We start from the raw sequence: 18,546 nt of genomic DNA on the forward strand, positions 1-18,546 counted from the left end.
ACTCGTTGTTGCTCCATCAGTAACGCGCGGAGAGCACCACATAGGCGGCACGGCCCGGTGCTTCCAGCACGAACGGCGCTGCGCTTTGGTACAGCGCGTCGTAGTAGCGCTTGTCGAAGATGTTGTTCACGAACAGTTTGAGCTTCCAGTGCTGATCGAGCTTCGCCTCCGCGAACGCGTCAAAGCGCCAGTAGCTCGGCAGCGACGTACCCTGATTGGCCGCGAGCAAAGTGCCGCCATAGATTTTCGAGCGGTATACCGCCTGCCCGCCCAGTTCCCAGGTGTCGTTGAGCTGATATTTCGACAGCAAGCTGAACGACTCGTGCGCGATATTGGCGAGCGGACGCCCGACATTGGTCGGATACAGCGTCCTGTTGGCCGACGGCGCCAGCGACTGTGTCACTTCCGACTGCATCAGCACGAGACCGCCGAACACACTCCATTTGTCTGTGATCTTGCCACCGACGCCGAGATCGATGCCGCGGATGCGATAGGCGGCACCGGCCGTGATGCACGATATGTTGCCGGTCGTTCCGGTCGGATAGACACATCCCAAGGGGGCAGCAACGGCCGCGCTGCCAACATTCTGTGACTCGCGGGCGTTCTCTTTCGTCGTCTGGAACAGCGCGGCGGTCAGCAGCAGATGACGGTCGAACAGCTCCCATTTGGTGCCGAGTTCGATGGCCTTGTTTTTCTCAGGGCCGAATATCTGCGTGTTTCCGCCCGGCAGGGTCGGATTGAGGCCGCCGTACGCTGTGCTGGTACCGTCGAACTCGGCACCGACTGGATTCGCAGAAGTCGCATACGCCACATAGACGCTGCCGTTCGGCAACGGCTTGAGCGTAAGCCCGAGATTGAAGTTGGGAATCAGGAATTCCGCCGACTGCTGACCGAACGCGCCGTTCGCAGCATAGCCGGTGGTCTTGATACTGTAATCGTCGTAGCGAAAACCGCCATTGAGGATCAGGAGGTCATGGTAGTTCGCACTATCCATGACGTAGCCGCTGACCGTGTCGATGCCGATCTTGGTCGGCAGACCCGAAAGCGAGGGAATTCCAAACGGAAGATACGTATTCTGAGGAAAGAAGACGCTGGTGTTGGTCGGCGAGCCGGATGGGCTGGAGGGAATGCCGGTGGCCTCCGAGGTCAGCCCAAGATACCTGTCGATCGAGGACCGCTCACGATCGACTTCGACGCCCGCAAGCGCAGTATGCTTGAACCCCGCGCCGTCCAGGAACTTGTAAGTCGCCTCGGTCTGGTTGGCGAGCACGTCGGTGATCTGAAAACGGCTCTGGGGATTGGACGTCAAGGTCGACGCCGAGAGCGGGTCCTTCAGCGAAGGCGCTTCCGGCAGCGTTCCGATGTAATTCTGCGTCGAACGCGACGCGCGAAACTTGTTGCTGATCATCAGATCGGGGGTGATCTGCACCTCGGCATTGATCGTGCCGATGTCCTGGCCGGTCCGGAAGAAGTCGCGATTGACGAAGCCGTACCAGTTCTTGCGGCTCGCTCCGAAATCCGGGAACGGACCGCCAGCGGTGGACGCGGTGCTCGGCCGATAATAGGGCACGCCGAAGTCCGGAAGACCGGTCAGTTCAGTGTGGATGTAGTTGCCGGTGACCCTGATCGTATCGGTCGGCTTCCAAGTCGTGGCGACGAAGGCGCCGTTCCGGTTGTCGGTGACATAGTCGCGGCCTGCGACATTGGCGTCCTGAAACAAGCCGCCGACACGTACGGCGAGCGTCGGGTCGATCACCTGGTTGACATCGAGCGTGACACGCTTGGTCTGGTCGGTCCCGAACGTCGAGTCCATGTTGTAGAAGCTCGCCCCGGTCGTCGCCTGCTTGGTGACGATGTTGATCGCACCACCGGCGACACCGCGGCCGGAAAAAGTCGAGCCCGGACCACGCAGGATCTCGACCTGTTCGGTGAAGAAGTTCTCACGCACGCTGACGCCGGAATCGCGCACGCCATCGATGAAGATGTCGTTGCGCGCGTCAAAGCCGCGGATGAAGAAGCGGTCGCCGAACGCATTGCCGCCCTCGCCCGAGCCCAGCGTCACGCCAGCCGTGCTGAGAATGGCCTGCTTCAGCGTCGTGGCGTTCTTGTCCTCGAGGACTTCCTTGCTGAGAACGGTGATCGACTTCGGCGTATCGACCAGCTTCTCCGGAAATTTGCCGCCAGCCTGGACGTGGTCGACCTTGTAGGGCGCGGCCGGGTCGGCATAGGGATTGGCGTCGGCTGGGCCGGACGGTGTGGTGGGAGCCGTCTGCTCGGCCTGCTGCCGCTGCGCGGCGCGGCGAAGCGCGTTACGGGCTCGGACCTGCTCCGGCGAAGGCTTCGAGGCCACCGGACGCGGACGTTGGACCGGAGCATCGACTGTCACCGGCGGCAGGTTCGACTGCTGTGCTTCTGCGCCGCTCGACACCGACGCCACCGCAATCAAGCTCGCGACTGCCGAAACCTTCTTGCCGGAAATGCCAGCGGACTTCTCATCCATCGAGTTGAACGCTACGACCGAACGCAACGACCTCGGTGCGACCACCTGCCCCATTACCAAACGCCCCATCTTCCTGTTCGCTCATTCACTTCGATGAACGATGGGCTGTGGTATCGGCCACAAAATAGCGGGTCAATGCGAGCACGCCGCGAGAACGCTTGAATAGGTCCAGATCAAAACGATTCTAAACTGCCGTTTGAAATCATTCTAAACAAAGATTGGAGTCGTTCTAAAACGAGCGCGAAATCGGCGTCGTGCTCGTGGCATCAGTCGCTGCTCGGCGGCTTCATCAGCGAGAACAATTCGTCGACAGTTTTCTGCGCGACCGCACGCACACGATCGGTGTTGTCCATCCCCGCGATGTTGACGCCGTTGACGACGGCTTTGATCTCGTCGCGGAAGTCGGTGAGAAAGCGCAAGGGATCGCGCTGCTCGTTGGCGACGCGCGCGATCAGCCCCGTGATCAGAATCTGACACGCGATCAGCTTACCGTTCAATTCGTCCATCCCTGCGCTCCATTCGTGGCGGCGCCGATATGACCGATGCTGATTTTCCTGACAACCGAAACGGCCTGCGCGCGATTTAGAACCGTTCTCGTGACCCGCGCGACCTGGAGGCTTTCCGCGGTGTCCCGCAGCGCCACACACACGGCGTCCGGGCATTGGATAACGTTCGCACGCGGATCGTTCGCGCCGAAAAAATGCAGCATTGCACCCCAACGCGCCAGACTGCTGCATGCGGTGCAAAGCTTTCCAATTGTTTAGGATTCTCGACCGATAGTGCTGTTTACACTTAAACTTGGCGTGTATTATACAAGCGCGCTGGAACCCTATGATTGCCCCATAATTCGTAGCTTGGGGGCACGAGAGCCGCCGAGCCGATATGAAAAAAACACGGCCGATCCTCTGGATTCTGATCATCGCGGCCGTGGGCTCCGCGAGTTACTATGGTTGGCAGAAATTCGGCTCGCCTGGGGCCGGAAAGACCCAGACAGCCCAGAAAGCTCCGCCCCGGCCGCAGCCCGTCCCGGTCAGCGTTGCCCCGGTCCAGAAGACCGACTTTCCGGTCTATCTGACCGGTCTCGGCACGGTTCAGGGCTTCAACACTGTCCAAGTCCGCAGCCGGGTGGATGGTCAGATCGACAAGCTCGCCTTCCGCGAAGGCCAGATCGTCCAGCAGGGCGAGCTTCTGGTCTCGATCGATCCCCGTCCCTATCAAGCTGCGCTCGATCAGGCCAAGGCCAAGAAGGCGCAGGACGAGGCGAACCTCGCCAACGCCAATCTCGAACTCCAGCGCGCCATGAGGCTCGGTGAATTCGCGACCGCACAGCGGGTGGATACCCAGCGCTCCACCGTCGCCCAGCTCACCGCCCAGATCGCCGCCGACGACGCGGCGATCGCCAACGCCCAGACCCAGCTCGACTACACGCAGATCAAGTCGCCGATCACAGGCGTCGCAGGGCTGCGCCAGGTCGACATTGGCAACATCGTCAACGCATCGACGCAGACCGGCATCGTCACGATCTCGCAGGTCGAGCCGATCGCCGTGATCTTCACGGCACCGGAAGACCAGCTTCCCTATATCAGCGAAGGCCAGAGGGCCGGCGCGCTCAAGGTGATCGCCTTCACCACCGACGGCAAGAAGACGCTGGCGGAAGGCAAGCTCGCCGTCATCAACAACCAGGTCGACACGAGCAGCGGGACTATTCGGCTCAAGGCGGTGTTCGACAATAAGGACCACTCGCTGTGGCCGGGCCAGTCGGTTTCGACGCGTCTTTTGGTGCGGACGCTGAGGGATGCGACCGTCGTTCCCGATGATGCAGTCCAGCATTCGACCAACGGCCTGTACGCCTATACCGTCAATCAGGACGACAAGGCCGAAGTGCACAAGATCAAGGTCAGCTATGGCATCGATGGCCGTTCGGTCATCGATGAAGGCCTCACGCCCGGGCAGCAGGTCATCACCGGCGGTCAGTTCAAGGTGCAGCCTGGAACCCTCGTCTCGACAGCGGTGGCGAGCTCGGATCCGGCCCAGAACAAGGTGCGACAGGAATGACCGAGGGCGGGATTTCGGCACTCTTCATCCGTTATCCCATCGGCACCTCGCTGCTGATGGCCGGCATTCTCTTCGTCGGCCTCGTCGCCTACCCCCTGCTGCCGGTTGCGCCGCTGCCGCAGGTGGACTTCCCGACCATCCAGGTCACCGCCAACTTGCCGGGCGGCAGCCCCGAGACGATGGCCTCGTCGGTGGCGCAACCGCTCGAGCGGCAATTCGCCCAAATTCCCGGCATCGCCCAGATGACCTCGACGAGCTATCTGGGCACGGCGTCGATCACCATCCAGTTCGACCTCAATCGTAGCATCGACGGCGCCGCCAATGACGTTCAGGGGGCGATCAACGCCGCCAGCGGCCAGCTGCCGAAGAACCTGCCCTCGCCGCCGACCTACCGTAAGGTCAACCCGGCGGACGCCCCGATCCTGCTGTTGTCGGCCACCTCCGAGACACTGCCGCTGACCAGCGTCAGCGACGCCGTCGACGCCCAGCTCGCCCAGCAAATCAGCCAGCTCTCCGGCGTCGCGCAGGTCTTCATCGGCGGCCAGCAGAAGCCGTCCATCCGCATTCAGATCGACCCGGCGAAGCTCGTCGCCAAGGGCCTGTCGATGGAGGACGTCCGCAGCCAGATCGCCATCACCACCGTCGACAGCCCGAAGGGCAATATCGACGGGCCCAAGCGCGCCTACACGATCTACGCCAACGACCAGCTCACCCACGCCAAGGACTGGAACGACGTCATCATCGCCTATCGCAATGGCGGCCCCTTGCGAATCCGCGATATCGGCCAGGCGGTCAGCGGCGCCGAAGACGCCAAGCAGGCGGCCTGGGCCAACGGCAAACGCGGCGTGTTCCTGGTGATCTTCAAGCAGCCCGGTGCCAACGTCATCGAGACTGTCGACCGCATCAAGGCCACCCTACCCAGGCTGGTGGCCGCTATTCCGCCCGCTATCAAGATCGAGCTGATCAGTGACCGCACCACGACGATCCGTGCCGCGGTCGAGGACGTCCAGTTTACGCTGCTGCTGACCATTGCGCTCGTGGTCATGGTCATCTTCATCTTCCTGCGCAGCTTCTGGGCCACCGTCATTCCCACGGTGACGGTACCATTGGCATTATTGGGCGCGTGCGCCTTGATGTGGGTGGTCGGCTATTCGCTGGACAATCTGTCGCTGATGGCGCTCACCATCGCGGTCGGATTCGTGGTCGACGACGCCATTGTGATGCTCGAGAACATCACCCGCTATATCGAGGAAGGCGATTCCCCGCTCGCGGCGGCCTTCAAGGGCTCCAAGGAAATCGGTTTCACCATCGTCTCGATCAGCATCTCGCTGGTCGCGGTGCTGATCCCCCTGCTGCTGATGGGAGGCATCATCGGGCGCCTGTTCCGCGAATTCGCCGTAGTGCTGGCGATGACGATCTTCGTCTCGATGTTCGTGTCGCTGACGCTGACGCCGATGATGGCCTCGCGCTTCCTGCGCGCGCATGGGGAGGTGACCCACGGCAAGTTCTACCAATGGAGTGAGCGCGCCTTCGACGGCATGTTGCGCGGCTACGAATATGTGCTCGACCACGCTCTGGCCTGGCGCCGCACCACGCTCGCGATCTTCTTCGCCACGCTCGGATTGTCGATTTACCTGTTCATTCTGATCCCGAAGGGCTTCTTCCCGCAACAGGACGTCGGCCTGATCACGGCCACGTCCGAAGCCTCGCAGGACATTTCTTTTAAGGAGATGCTCAGACGCCAGGAGCAGCTCGGCAAGATCATCATGGCCGATCCCGACGTTGCGAGCGTCGCCATGGCGATCGGCGGCAGCGGACGCGCCGGCAACAATGGCGCCCTGTACATCACACTGAAGCCTCGCGATATGCGTGAGGCCTCGGCTCAGCAGATCATCGCGCGCCTGCGTCCGCAGTTCGACAAGGTCGAGGGCGCCCGCCTTTACATGCAAGCGGCCCAGGACGTCCGGCTCGGCGGCCGGCCGACCCGCACGCAGTTCGAGTTCACCCTGCAGGACGCCGATCTCGCCGAGCTCAACGACTGGGCACCGAAGATCCTCGCCAAAATGCAGACGCTGCCGGAGCTGCGCGACGTCGCGACGGACCAGCAGACGCAGGGCACCACGGTCCAGCTCAAGATCAACCGCGACACCGCCTCGCGCTACGGCATCCAGCCGCAGATGATCGACGACACGCTCTATGACGCCTTCGGCCAGCGGCAGGTCACGCAGTATTTCACCCAGCTCAACACCTACAAGGTGATCCTCGAGATCCTGCCCGAGATGCAGGGCGATCTCGAAAGCCTGAACAAGCTCTATTTGAAGTCGCCGCTAACCGGCGAGCAGGTGCCGCTGTCGACCTTCGCGACCTGGACCACCGATCCGGTCCGCCCGCTCTCGATCAGCCATCAGGGTCAGTTCCCGGCGATCACGATCAGCTTCAACCTCGCGCAAGGCGTCGCGCTCGGCCAGGCCACGGAAGCCGTGCAGCGGGCGATGACCGAGCTCGGCGCGCCGCCGACGTTGAATTCGAGCTTCCAGGGCACCGCGCAGGCGTTCCAGCAATCGCTCGGCACCGTGCCGCTGTTGATCCTCGCCGCGCTCGTCGTGGTCTACCTGATCCTGGGCATTCTCTACGAGAGCTATATCCATCCGATCACCATCCTGTCGACCCTGCCCTCGGCCGGCGTCGGCGCGCTCGCGATCTTGATGGCGGCCGGCTTCGACTTCAGCCTGATCGCGCTGATCGGCATCATCTTGCTGATCGGCATCGTGAAGAAGAACGGCATCATGATGGTCGACTTCGCGATCGCCGCCGAACGCGACGAACACAAGACGCCGGAGCAATCGATCCGCCAGGCCGCGCTGCTTCGCTTCCGTCCGATCATGATGACCACGATGGCCGCGCTGCTAGGCGGCGTGCCGCTGATGCTCGGCCACGGCACCGGCGCCGAGATCCGCCAGCCGCTCGGCTACGCCATGGTCGGCGGCCTGATCGTCAGCCAAGCGCTGACGCTGTTCACCACGCCGGTGGTCTATCTCTATCTCGACAAGCTCAACAACTGGTTCTCCACCTGGGGCCGTTCGGGTGACGGCGAAGGCGACGAGGCGCCCGAGCGCGGCACCGTCAAGCAAGCCGCCGAGTAAGCTTGCACCGCACCTCTCGCGACGCTACAGCGGGACCCACGGTTCACGCCAACGCGGTTTCGCCATGTCCATGCAATCCAGACTTGTCGCCCTCGCCGCGGTCTTGTTGTCGACCAGCGCTGCGTATGCCCAGCAGGGCGCCAAGAAGAATACCGCTCCTCCTGCCCCGACCGCACATCCCGCGCCTGTCCCGACGCAAGCGCAGGCGGACGGCGCTCCGGGCCAGCCCGGTTGGATCGTGCGCTGCACCAGCGCGAGCCGCGACGCGCCGCTCGAATGCGCGATGGAGCAGAACGCTGTACTGACCAAGACCGGCCAGACTGTCATCCTGATCAACATCCGCATCGCGCCCGACACCCGCACGCCGATCGCGCTGCTGCAATTGCCGCTCGGCCTCAACCTGCCCGTCGGCGCCAAGCTTCAGGTCGACGAGGGCAAGACGTTCGATCTCGAGATCCAGACCTGCGAGAACCGCGGCTGCTACGCCTCGACACCGGTCGCGCCGGATCTGCTCGCCGCCTTGCGGGCAGGCAAACAGTTGAAGGTTTCCTTCCAGAACATGGCCAAGAAAACGATCGCGATCCCGATGCCGCTCAACGACTTCGCCGCGGCCTACGACAAGATCAAGTAACTGGTACCGTCAGGTCGCGATGTCGCCGGCCCGAAGCAGCGTCGAGAAGCCGCCATAGATCATGCGCTTGCCGTCGAACGGAATGTCGGTGCTCTTGAGCCGCGGGTCCGCCATCACCTTCTTGTTGATGGCATCGCGGGTCTCCCGGTCGCGGTAGACGATCCAGGAGAAAACTACGATCTCGTCCTCCTTCGCCATGACCGCGCGCGGAAACGAGGTGAGCTCGCCATAGGGAACGTCGTCACCGATGCATTCGACATAGTCGAGCGCGCCGTGCTCCAGCCAGACCGCACAGGCGGTCGTCGCCAGCGCCTTGTAGGCCTCGATCTTGTCCTTCGGCACGGCCAGCACGAAACCATCGACATAGGGCATCACGGATCTCCTTGGGTTGTGTCACTCAAGGACGATGGGGCGCACTGCGATCCGACACGAAACGCGATTTTCAGATGAGGCAAACGGTCGCGAGCGATGGTGCCGTCAACAAATCTTGGTCCCTGCCTCGGAGAGGCCGGGGCTTAAGCCTGGGAAAAAGCGCCCGGAACTGGCTGGGGAACCTGGATTCGAACCAAGACAAACAGAGTCAGAGTCTGTTGTGCTACCGTTACACCATTCCCCAACGAAGTGCTTGCTTCAGCTAAGCTTTCTTCGGAAGCTTTGCAAGATGGGCTGAAAGTTTCGCAAATCGTCAGTTCGCAGGCCGGTCATATAGCCGGGCCGGCGTTCGCGGTCCAGTCCTTCTGTGGTCAGAACCGTACCCTGTCAAAGTGAAAAACAACCGGCTGCAGCCCCATCTCCACCGGCAGAAGTTCACGCCTCCAGGACGACCAAACGCTATGGTTGCAACGCGCTAGAAATAGGGATGCGTGCAACGCTTTTGCATCGTCTGCAGTGGGGCGACGTGAGTCTTCTAATGGGTGGGCGCCCCTTGTACGAGGAGGCGGACGCTCATGAAGTGAAGCCCGCGGAGCTCTCTCACCACCGGACCTGGTCTCACTCCGGACTTTCGCTCGGTCCTCAAAGGGCTGTGGGAAACGCGCCGAAACTGATATTCGTTACATAGCAATCTGACGACGCTAGGGAGCGCCACCGCGACAGGCGGCATAAACTCTTCACACCCCCATGCCGAGCGCCATCCAGAGCGCGGCCAGGAAGTGCGCCGCGCCGGCGCGATCTCCGGCGCCAGCTGCGTCAAGACGTGCGGATCCGCCTTGGCGCACGCTTCGCTGACAGGACGAAACCAGCCGACGCCGCCATCCGCCTGGATCTCGGTCTCGCACCTGGCGAGCTCGGTGCGCACCTGGTCGGCGATGCCGTGGAATTGCTCGAGCGATGTCGGCAGCGCCAGCGCCGCGATCGTTCATGAAGCCGCCGAGCACGCCGGCGGTAGCCCCGCCCCAGCGGCCATTGAGCACGCCAGGCGAATAGCGCAGCGCCTTGGGACGGCGCTGCACGTCATACAGGATCGGATCGCCCCGCACGTCGGGGTCGAGCGGCTGCACGTTCGGCGGCGCGGCCGCCGGCGCCGGATGCTCCTCGAGTTCGTCAGCCGGCGCGCCGGTTCGGGATGCAGCACCAGCGGCGGCGCACGCCCGAACATCGGCGGCGGCGAATTCGGCTTGCAGCGGCCGTTGTCGAGAACTCAAAATGCATCGGATCCTTGCGCCCCGGAATACCAGCCGCCCCACATCGCGCCCTGGCGACATAATGCATCGACGACGAATTGCGGCATGTTGCCCTTGGCATACAGGCCGTTTTCCTCGGCGTTCAAATGATCCGCGCACCATGCGATGGTTGTAGGCGGCGGCATATTTCGAGATGCCAGCCCCATCGATCTTTTTCTGATCGTGCTGGCAACAGTCCCAGATCTCATTCAACGCCGCGAACAACGCCGGCGCCGCCTTGCGATGAAACATGATCGATTTGACGCGCCGGGCCCTCGTAGTACATCGCAAACGGCGGCACGACCGGAACCATCTGCGGCGCGATCTCGCTATTCCCGGGATCGCCATAGAAGGCGTTTCGCGCAGCCTGCGTGTCTTTGGGCCAATTTGCCACGGCAAATTCTCCATTGAAAATGGTTGAAATGACAGGCTGTTCTACCGGAGGTCGACACCATCACGGGTTGAGGTGGTACGGCGTTACTACGTCTAAAGCCGGGGCACCAATCCAAATGTCGCCAGTTATCGACCTGATCCGGTTCGCAGCCGCGATGATGGTTTGCCTCGGCCATGCCGAGAGTATGTACGGGGGCGGGCTAACATCGCCGCCGCCGCAATGGATGCAGCAAGCCGGCGTCAACGTCTTTTTTCTTATTTCGGGCTATCTGATCTCACAGACGCTAAATCGTCGCTTAGATGATCCGACCTCTACCTTTCGAGACTACGCGATCGACAGATGGTCGCGCATCTATTCAGCGTTTTTGCCAGCACTGCTGCTCGTCGCAATGATCGACTGGCACGCCATTGATCTTGGGCGCGCGCACAGCGAAACGGTCGAGAGGTTCACGCTGAGAACATTCGCTGCAAATCTGTTCATGCTGCAGGCCCCGGACACCTCACTTCCATTTGGATCAGCAGCCCCGTTCTGGACCGTGGCCATTGAATTCTGGATCTACATGTTCGTCGGGCTTGTCGCGTTCTCACTTCGCGACGGATTCACCCCGTGGCGCATAAGCGCAATCGCGCTGTGGCGGCATCATTCCGGTCTCGTCCCTAACCGGAAACAACATGGTCCTGGTGCCATGGCTACTCGGCGCCTCGATCGCGCGAGCCGGGGTTCAAGGACCGAGTCCCCGCCCTTTTGAGCGCCGCGGTCGCAGCCGTCAGCATCTTCGCCCTCCACATACACCTTTCAACCGGCGGCGCCGTGTACACGTGGAAAGTCAACCTTCTGACGGCGGCCGCCTTCGCGGGGATCATATGGACATCCGAGCGCGTCCCCGGATTTGGTCCTTCGCGATGATATGCGGCAATCGCATGGGGCGCGAGTTGGTCCCACTCGCTCTATTTGATCCACCACTCGATCATGAGCGACTTCGCATCGGAGGTCACAGGCTCGCTTTACGCCTTACCGTGGATGGTGGCCTTTTCCGTCATGGCGTCGATCCTGTTCGCGATGATGACCGAGGTCCATCATCGCCGACTGGCGATCTGGCTAAAGCAGCAACTGCGACCGCGCACACGGACCTCGCTAAAACCGGCTACATCCGCGCCAGACCACTGAAGGCGTTCTGGGCTGCAACATTGAAGTTGTTGGCATTGGTCCCGTCATCCTGCTCATTGGCAGAGAACACGTGCAAGCCTAACAATGGCGCCGCTATGTCGATTGACGCCGCGGACACCGACACGCGGTTATAGGAATTCCACACGCCGAGAAAGCCTGCGCTTCCGCCCGACGCTGAGTCGCCGAGCATCCAGTCGAGTTGCTGCGACGCATTGCTCGCGTATTTCCGACATAGGTTCCGCGCTGCGGCGCCGGGCCGTTGGTGATCGCGGCGTTGTTAGCAGAACGCCGCCGACCATGACCAGGGCGGTGCCGGCCGACTACACCGTGTCGCTGGTCCAGTCCGGACCGCGAGACAGAGCCCGGCAGCGCAAGCGTATCGACGCGTCGCGCATTGAACGGGTCTGAGATCACCAGCGGCCGTTTGGTGCCGATCCGCTCGGCGAAACGTGCGGCGGCGGCGATTGTACCGCAGCCGAACTCGATCGCCGTCGGGCGGAGGATTTCAATGGGCGTGAAGGCGTTGGTCATCGTGTTCGATCTCATGACTTGGATGCCGAAGCGCCTGCGGCCAGCCGCTCGGCATAGTCGATGGCCTCGATCAGGCTGTGCTCGTTGGCGATGCCCTTGCCGGCAATGTCGAAGGCGGTGCCGTGATCGACGGAGGTGCGGATGATCGGCAGGCCCAGCGTGATGTTGACGCCGGAGAGCTCCTGCCAGCGGCCGGTCGCGGGATCGACCTGGAAGCCGAGCAGCTTGACCGGGATGTGGCCCTGGTCGTGATACATCGCCACCGCAGCATCGTACTGGCCGGCGCGCAGCTTGACGAAGATGGTATCGCCAGGCACGGGGCCGACGACGTCGAGACCGTCGGCGACCGCCTTGGCGATCGTCGGCGCCGAGACGTCGATGTCCTGCCGGCCGAACAGACCGCCCTCGCCGGCATGCGGGTTGAGCGCAGCGATCGCGATCTTCGGCCGTTCGATGCCGAGCCGGCGCAGCGCGCCGTCGGTGAGGTCGATCACCATGCGCAGGCGCTCCGGCGTCAGGCGCTTCGGCACGTCCTCCAGCGCGACATGGGTCGAGACATGGCTGACGCGCATGTTGCCATGGGCCAGCAGCATTACCGAGCCGCGCACGCCGGTGAGATGTGCGAGCATCTCGGTATGTCCAGGAAAATGATAGCCGGCCTTGTTGAGCGCTTCCTTGTTCAGCGGCGCCGTGACGATGGCCGCGGTGCGGCCCGCCTGCGTCAGGCGCACGCCCTGCTCGATCGCCTTGTAGGCAAAGCGGCCGCCGTCGGCGCTGAGCACGCCGGGCCTGATCGGGTTGCCCTCGACGTCGGCCTGAAGAAAACAGAGATTGGGCCAGTCGGCGTTCTCGACACTGACTTCGGGAATGACGACATTGGCGCCGAGTGCCGCTCTCGCGCCCTCAAGCGCCGCGCCGCTGCCGATGATCAGCAGGCGCAGATCGCCTTTCGTGATCCGGTCCTTCAGCCCGACGCAAGCCTTGACGATGATCTCTGGCCCGATCCCGGCGGGATCACCCATGGTGATGGCAAGATGACTAGAGGTCATGTCGGGCTCCCCATATTGAGCAAATGATTGTCCCGGAGTAGATCGCGCCAGAGCTCGCTTGGTCCGAATGCACCGGATTTCGAGATCACGTCGACGCCGGCCCACCGGCCGCCCTGCAAGATCGAGCGCGGCAGTCCCGGCACGATACGTCCCGTGACCTGGAGCGCATGCGCGCCAAGGGCAACGCACGCCGCCTTCAGGGTCTCGCCGCCGGCAACGATCAGCGTGCCCGGAGGTTCGAGCGCCGCGATCAGTGCCGTCATTTCGCGCGCAATCCGCCGCGCCGCCTCTGGGCGGGCCAGGCCTTCGGCGAGAGCGAATTTGACCAGGGCCACGCCGTCATCGGCAAGCTTGCGCCGGACAGGCGCCGCGCTCTCGCCTTCGGCAAGTGCGATAGTTGCCGCGCCGCACGCGGCCAGCTGAGACGCAGTCGCGGCCTGATCCGAGCCGAATAGCCCCAGCACCGGCAACTTCAATTGGCCCGGCGCCTCGGCGCGATGGCTGCGGGCGAGCGCGCCTGCGAGCCCACCGCTTCCGCACCACAGCACAGGCCCTGGCATCCGCCGTCCCATCTCGACGATACGATCGAGGTCGATATCACTTTCGGCATCGAAAACCTGAACGCCACCCTGCGATAGGGTATCGGTCCCGCCCTGCCGCGCCTCGATGCCTTCCTGCCGCAGCTCGGTCAGGAGATTGTCGCCGACGCGATGCCACTCGCCTTGTAGCGTGCGCGCGAATTGCTGGCCGTCCACGGTGCGGCGCCCCTGATAGTCGAAGGCGGGCGCGACTACGCAAGACGCCCAATCGCCGCTGTGCAGGCAGGCGCCGAGCTCGGCCGCCCACGCGCCACGAAGCAGACTATCGAGCTTCTTGTAGGCGATCGTCGGCCCACGGAGCTGCGGCGCCAGTCGTCCAACGATCTCGACGCTCTCGGCTTTCGACCGCTCGCGGGTACCGCTATCGATCGCGAGGCTCCGACTGTTCGGCACTGCAGGCACAGGTGGCCAGGTGACGTCGAACGGCCCGCACAGACCGACGAACTCCGCCGCGGTGTCGAGTGCACCGGAGAGATCGTCGGCAAGCAGGCGGACGCTTGTCATCGTCGCGCGCCTCCGGCACTAAAGATCTTGCCCGAATTGATCAGTCCATTCGGGTCGAGCAAGCGCTTGATATCACGTATCAGCTCGATGTCGAGGGGATCAGTAACGCGAGCGAGGCGGCCGCAATTGGTGATGCCAATGCCGTGCTCGGCACTGATGGCTCCGCCCTGCGCGGCGGTCTCGTCGTCGACGATCTCGTTGATCTCCGCCACCAGCGCGGCCGTGGCAGCGCGATCTTGGCAACGCGCGCGGTCAATCAGGGCGATCACGTGGATGTTGCCGTCGCCGATATGGCCGTGCATCACGACGCGCGCATGCGGGACGGCGGCCTTGATCCGGGCTTCGACATTGGTCACGAAGACGTTGCCGCCGATCTGGCAGGAGCCCTCGGCACCCATACTGACGCGAGTGCTAGATGGCAATGCGGTCGAAGTCGGCAGCGATCCGGGTGTTCGGAAAAATCCCGGCTGCCTCCGCAAGGACCTCATCGTCGTCATAACGGCCCGACTGATGCGTGAGCACGAGCTGGCCGACGCCGGTTTCGGCCGCAAACGCAGCCGCATCGCGCGCAGTGAGGTGCCCATAGTCCCGCGCGGTCGATGCGTCGCGATCGAGGAACGTTGCCTCGATCACCAGCAGATCGGCGCCAGAAACGTATTTGGAGAGGTCTTCCGTCGTTTCGGTGTCGCCGATCACGATGAGCTTCCTGCCGCCGCTCGGCGGCCCCAGGACGTCTTCCGGGTCGATGATTCGATCAGCGAGCACGACTGGTCGTCCCGCAGCCAATTCTCCCCGCATCGGCCCGTCTGGAACGCCCAGCTCAGCAAGGCGCTCCGGCCGAAGACGGCGGCGGGCGGGACTCTGGAAGGCGAAGCCAAAACTGTCGGTGTCGCGATGGCGAACCGGAAAGCAGTCGATGGTGAAGGCGCCCGCGTCGATGACCTGCCCTTCGCTCAGCGGCGCGAACTCCACCGCGATCGGCGCCCTGCCCGCGCCCCACAGACTTGCGAGCAGGCGGACGACGAGGTCGAGCGTGCGCTGCCCTGCATGAACGGTCATCAGGTCGGCGCTCTGCCGCAAGCCCAGGGTTGAAAAGAGACCGGGAATGCCGAGCACGTGATCGAGATGGGCATGCGTCAGCAGGATGCGGTCGAGCCGCCGAAAGCCAGCGCCAGCGCGCAGCAACTGGCGCTGCGCGCCCTCGCCGCAATCGACCAGAATGCGCTTGCCCGCCGCCTCGACCAGGAGCGCCGGATGGTTACGCTCCGCCGACGGAACGCTGGCCGAGGTTCCGAGAAATGTCATGGCGAACATGGTCTCACGTGTCCGGTTGTGGACGGTCTCACCGCCCCCAATGCCATGCGAGCAGCAGCGCGTACAAGCCCATCGACGCGGCATAGAGCGCGGCCAGGAGTGCGTATCCTGCGATCCGGCGTCCGATCCTCGCCTTCGGCGCGATCCACCAAGCGAGCGCCTTGAAGGCGGCGGGCACCAGCCACCAGCCGAGCAGCTGGGTACTGACGAGATTGCCGACGAACAGCGACAGCCAGACCGGCACGCCGTGGCTGTCGATCAACGGCGCGCTGATGAAGTAGCCCCAGAGGTAGACCACGGGATAGAGCACCAGAAGGACGATGAGATTGCTCTTCCAGATCAGGCCAGGCCCTTGCTCCGGCGCCTTGCCGGCCGGGAACCAGAAATTGAAGCCGTAGCTCGCCCGCTTCACGCTCATGCCGGCGTTGAAGCGCGCGCCTTCCCTCAGCAGCGACTGCCGTAACGACGAGTCCAGCCATGCATTGAGGTTGGCATCCGAGTCGAACGAGAGGATGATGATCCATTCGTCGTGCAGGCCCGGAATCGGCCGCTCGATCTTGTGGCGCAAAAATCCCTTGAACTCGGCCTCCGCGGTCTGAATGCGCTGCTGCCATTTGAGGAACGCGTCCTCGAGCCCGTCCGGCACCTTGAACGAGATCACGGCAGAGACTGCGCTGTCGCGTTGCACGCCGGTGTCGGGCAGGATGTGGACATCCTCCGACCCGACGAAGAAGCGCTGCACCTCTGCGATGAGCCGCGCTCGCACATCGCTCTGAAGCCAGGCGCGCGCTGCCGCCGGGTTCGCGAAGCGCAGGATCGTGACCCAGTCGACATGCGCCGGCGGTTGCGGCGGCACCACCTCCTGGCTGAGGAAGCCGGGCCAGGCCTTGAGCACTTCACCGACCTCGCCGCTCCACCGCGCGAACGCGGCAAAGCCGTCGTCGGCAATGCGGCGCTGGATGACGAGGGCGACCGGCTGGCCCGCCGTATCAGGAGATGCGCTCATGAGCAGCCGTCCGCCTCAGCTCTTCTTGTAGAGACGCTTGCCCATCACCCAGGTCTGGTCGACGCAGCGATCGTCGCCGACCATCGTCACGGCGAAGAGCATGCTCGCAGCCTCGTCCATCGTGCGCGGCCCGCCGCCCTCGGCGATCAGCGACTGGTGCCAGGGCTGCGCGGCTTGCCCGCCGTTCGGATCGAGCGCGACGAAATCGGCCTCCTTGCCGGGCTCGAAATTGCCGAGCTTGTCGTCGATGTAGAGGCCTTCGGCACCGCCAAGCGTGATGGACCAGAAACCGCGGTACGGCGAGAGCTTGTTGCGCTCGGCTTCAGCGAGATCCTTGCGCGCCGGATCAATGCTGCCATCGAGCAGCGTGTTGTTGCACATGCCGACCTTGTAGGCATCGTCGAGCACGGAGATCATCGAGAAGCGGTTGCCGCCGCCGACATCGGTGCCGAACGACATCTTCACGCGATGCTCCGGATCGGTGGCGCGGCCAATGCGGAACAGACCGCTGCCGAGGAACAGGTTCGAGCACGGGCAGAACACCACCGCGGCACCCTTCTTCGACATGCGACGGAATTCGTTGTTCGAGAGATAGACGCCATGGCCCCCGGAGAATTTCGGACCGACGAGGTCGAACTTCTCGTACACGCCGAGATAATCCTGACAGTCCGGGTGCTCGACGAGCACGCCGCTGCATTCGGCCGGGTTCTCGGAGATGTGGGTGTTGACCCAGCAGTCCGGATGCTCATGCTTGAGGCGCTGACACGCTTTCAGCAGCTCCGGCGAGGCACCGAAGGCGAAGCGCGGGGTGATGGCATAGAGGTTGCGGCCCTTGTTGTGGTACTGCGCGATCAGCCGCTTGCTGTCGTGATAGAAGTTCTCGGGCGTGTCGACATAGTCAGCCGGCGCATTGCGATCGATGCCGGTGAGGCCCGCGATCACACGCATGTTGCGGCGGGCTGCCTCCTCGAACAGCTCCTCGGTCGACACTGGCGACGAGCTCGTGAACGCCTGGCACGTCGTGGTGCCTGAGGCCAGCAGCGCGTCGAGGAAGCGCTTCACGCCCTCGCGGGCATAGCTGCGGTCCTTGTATTTGAGCTCTTCCGGATAGATCCACATCTGCAGCCACGGCAGCAGCTGCTCGCCATAGGCGCCGAGCACCCGGGTCTGCGGCAGATGAATGTGGCCGTCGATGAAGCCCGGGACGATGATGCGGTCCTTGATATGGGTGATCTGCACGCTCGGATGCGCGGCGGCAATCTTGTCATACGGGCCGAACGCCTTGATGACGCCGTCGGTGACGACCATGAGGCCGTCCTGGTGAAAGCGCGCGGCGGCCTGCTCGTTGCCGATGTGCTTCCAGGGGTCGTCGACGAAGTCGAAGAATGTGCCGCGAATACCGACGGAGCTCATGATTTGGTCCTTCCTCTAAGTCTGTGTGGCGTGACGCGCCGAGGGCAGCGCGATTGCAGGCAGCGTGGCCCTCGCCGCTCACCGCGAAATGGCAGGGCGCGCTGATGAGGCCGCCGAACAGGCCGTGGCTGCGCTCGTCCTTGGAATTTGGCTGAACGGCACGACGCACTGCAGAATCGGCACGACCCTTCCGTTCGCGCGCCCGGCGTCGGAAGCAGGTGCAGTCATGGCTCACGCCCCTCGGTCTCCACCGGCCGCGTCTTTCGTGCCCGCAACGAGAGGCGACGATACAGGTTGCGGATCTTGACGCACGGAGCGTGCCAGAACTGTGTGTAAAAACCCTTAGGAGTTATCGTATCCATGCGGAGACTTGACCGCTGATGCCGTGGGTCGAGGGCGCAAAACAAAAAACGCGAAAACAACCCCATGCACAGTACAAATCATTGATGAATTTCAGGCCGAAGCGTTCCAGCCAGGCCATTTGACACGTCGAGGCTGGGCAAGAACTCGGGCATTTTCGTTGGTCGGTGTACGCTTTGTTCATGACGAATCGCACATTCAAGACCGGCGAGAGCCGCG

Annotated in this window: 17 protein-coding genes and 1 tRNA gene; 4 read left to right on the forward strand and 14 right to left on the reverse strand. The window is 63.2% G+C overall.

What is annotated here, in order from left to right; genetic code table 11:
- Positions 1–16 precede the first annotated feature (16 nt).
- From IVA87_RS03010 to IVA87_RS03020, 3 genes are all read right to left on the reverse strand, one after another.
- Positions 17–2,554 carry a TonB-dependent receptor gene (locus IVA87_RS03010; RefSeq protein ID WP_247304624.1) on the reverse strand — a complete coding sequence of 846 codons (2,538 nt, stop codon included), beginning with the start codon at positions 2,552–2,554 and terminating at the stop codon, positions 17–19.
- A gap of 212 nt (positions 2,555–2,766) precedes the next feature.
- Complete coding sequence (locus IVA87_RS03015; protein WP_025035676.1) at positions 2,767–3,006, reverse strand: hypothetical protein; 240 nt, start codon at positions 3,004–3,006, stop codon at positions 2,767–2,769.
- Complete coding sequence (locus IVA87_RS03020) at positions 2,994–3,209, reverse strand: hypothetical protein (RefSeq protein ID WP_247304499.1); 216 nt, start codon at positions 3,207–3,209, stop codon at positions 2,994–2,996. The genes IVA87_RS03015 and IVA87_RS03020 overlap by 13 nt, the downstream gene beginning before the upstream one ends.
- Before the next feature lie 173 nt (positions 3,210–3,382).
- Between IVA87_RS03020 and IVA87_RS03025 the strand changes: the two genes are divergently transcribed.
- From IVA87_RS03025 to IVA87_RS03035, 3 genes are all read left to right on the forward strand, one after another.
- Positions 3,383–4,555 (forward strand): efflux RND transporter periplasmic adaptor subunit, encoded by a 1,173-nt coding sequence (locus tag IVA87_RS03025; RefSeq protein WP_247332691.1) that lies wholly within the window; start codon positions 3,383–3,385, stop codon positions 4,553–4,555.
- A complete protein-coding gene (locus IVA87_RS03030; protein ID WP_247332693.1) occupies positions 4,552–7,698 on the forward strand; it encodes a multidrug efflux RND transporter permease subunit in 3,147 nt (1,048 codons plus the stop codon). The genes IVA87_RS03025 and IVA87_RS03030 overlap by 4 nt, the downstream gene beginning before the upstream one ends.
- A gap of 64 nt (positions 7,699–7,762) precedes the next feature.
- Positions 7,763–8,329: an invasion associated locus B family protein gene (locus tag IVA87_RS03035; RefSeq protein WP_247332694.1), complete on the forward strand. Its 567-nt coding sequence runs from the start codon at positions 7,763–7,765 to the stop codon at positions 8,327–8,329.
- A gap of 9 nt (positions 8,330–8,338) precedes the next feature.
- Here IVA87_RS03035 and IVA87_RS03040 read toward each other — a convergent pair whose 3' ends face one another.
- The 4 genes from IVA87_RS03040 to IVA87_RS03055 form a co-directional block, all read right to left on the reverse strand.
- On the reverse strand, positions 8,339–8,701 hold the full coding sequence (locus tag IVA87_RS03040) for a DUF1428 family protein (protein ID WP_247304502.1): 363 nt from the start codon (positions 8,699–8,701) through the stop codon (positions 8,339–8,341).
- A gap of 170 nt (positions 8,702–8,871) precedes the next feature.
- A tRNA-Gln gene (locus IVA87_RS03045) sits at positions 8,872–8,945 on the reverse strand.
- A gap of 493 nt (positions 8,946–9,438) precedes the next feature.
- Positions 9,439–10,242: a hypothetical protein gene (locus tag IVA87_RS03050; protein ID WP_247304503.1), complete on the reverse strand. Its 804-nt coding sequence runs from the start codon at positions 10,240–10,242 to the stop codon at positions 9,439–9,441.
- Positions 10,196–10,384 carry a hypothetical protein gene (locus IVA87_RS03055; RefSeq protein ID WP_247304504.1) on the reverse strand — a complete coding sequence of 63 codons (189 nt, stop codon included), beginning with the start codon at positions 10,382–10,384 and terminating at the stop codon, positions 10,196–10,198. Before IVA87_RS03055 ends, IVA87_RS03050 begins: the two co-directional genes overlap by 47 nt.
- Before the next feature lie 115 nt (positions 10,385–10,499).
- Between IVA87_RS03055 and IVA87_RS03060 the strand changes: the two genes are divergently transcribed.
- Positions 10,500–11,132 (forward strand): acyltransferase, encoded by a 633-nt coding sequence (locus tag IVA87_RS03060; protein WP_247332695.1) that lies wholly within the window; start codon positions 10,500–10,502, stop codon positions 11,130–11,132.
- Between the two features lie 396 nt (positions 11,133–11,528).
- Here the strand turns inward: IVA87_RS03060 and IVA87_RS03065 are convergent, their stop codons facing one another.
- The 7 genes from IVA87_RS03065 to guaD all read right to left on the reverse strand — a co-directional run bounded on the left by IVA87_RS03065 (position 11,529) and on the right by guaD (position 17,967).
- Positions 11,529–11,741 carry a hypothetical protein gene (locus tag IVA87_RS03065; protein ID WP_247304507.1) on the reverse strand — a complete coding sequence of 71 codons (213 nt, stop codon included), beginning with the start codon at positions 11,739–11,741 and terminating at the stop codon, positions 11,529–11,531.
- 352 nt (positions 11,742–12,093) lie between these two features.
- A complete protein-coding gene (gene pdxA / locus IVA87_RS03070) occupies positions 12,094–13,131 on the reverse strand; it encodes a 4-hydroxythreonine-4-phosphate dehydrogenase PdxA (RefSeq protein WP_247304509.1) in 1,038 nt (345 codons plus the stop codon).
- A complete protein-coding gene (locus tag IVA87_RS03075; protein ID WP_247304511.1) occupies positions 13,128–14,234 on the reverse strand; it encodes a four-carbon acid sugar kinase family protein in 1,107 nt (368 codons plus the stop codon). Before IVA87_RS03075 ends, pdxA begins: the two co-directional genes overlap by 4 nt.
- Entirely contained in the window at positions 14,231–14,632 is a 402-nt protein-coding gene (locus IVA87_RS03080) for an FAD-linked oxidase C-terminal domain-containing protein (RefSeq protein WP_247332696.1), read from the reverse strand. Before IVA87_RS03080 ends, IVA87_RS03075 begins: the two co-directional genes overlap by 4 nt.
- A gap of 13 nt (positions 14,633–14,645) precedes the next feature.
- Positions 14,646–15,548: a ribonuclease Z gene (locus IVA87_RS03085; protein WP_247332697.1), complete on the reverse strand. Its 903-nt coding sequence runs from the start codon at positions 15,546–15,548 to the stop codon at positions 14,646–14,648.
- A 28-nt stretch (positions 15,549–15,576) separates the two neighbouring features.
- Positions 15,577–16,554 carry an antibiotic biosynthesis monooxygenase gene (locus IVA87_RS03090; protein ID WP_247304515.1) on the reverse strand — a complete coding sequence of 326 codons (978 nt, stop codon included), beginning with the start codon at positions 16,552–16,554 and terminating at the stop codon, positions 15,577–15,579.
- Positions 16,555–16,569: 15 nt separating this feature from the next.
- The gene (gene guaD, locus IVA87_RS03095; protein ID WP_247304518.1) at positions 16,570–17,967 is read right to left on the reverse strand and encodes a guanine deaminase; all 1,398 of its coding nucleotides are present in this window, start codon (positions 17,965–17,967) and stop codon (positions 16,570–16,572) included.
- Between the last annotated feature and the right edge of the window lie 579 nt (positions 17,968–18,546).

Origin of the sequence: Bradyrhizobium sp. 147 (assembly GCF_023073935.1) — a bacterium.
Lineage (GTDB): Bacteria > Pseudomonadota > Alphaproteobacteria > Rhizobiales > Xanthobacteraceae > Bradyrhizobium.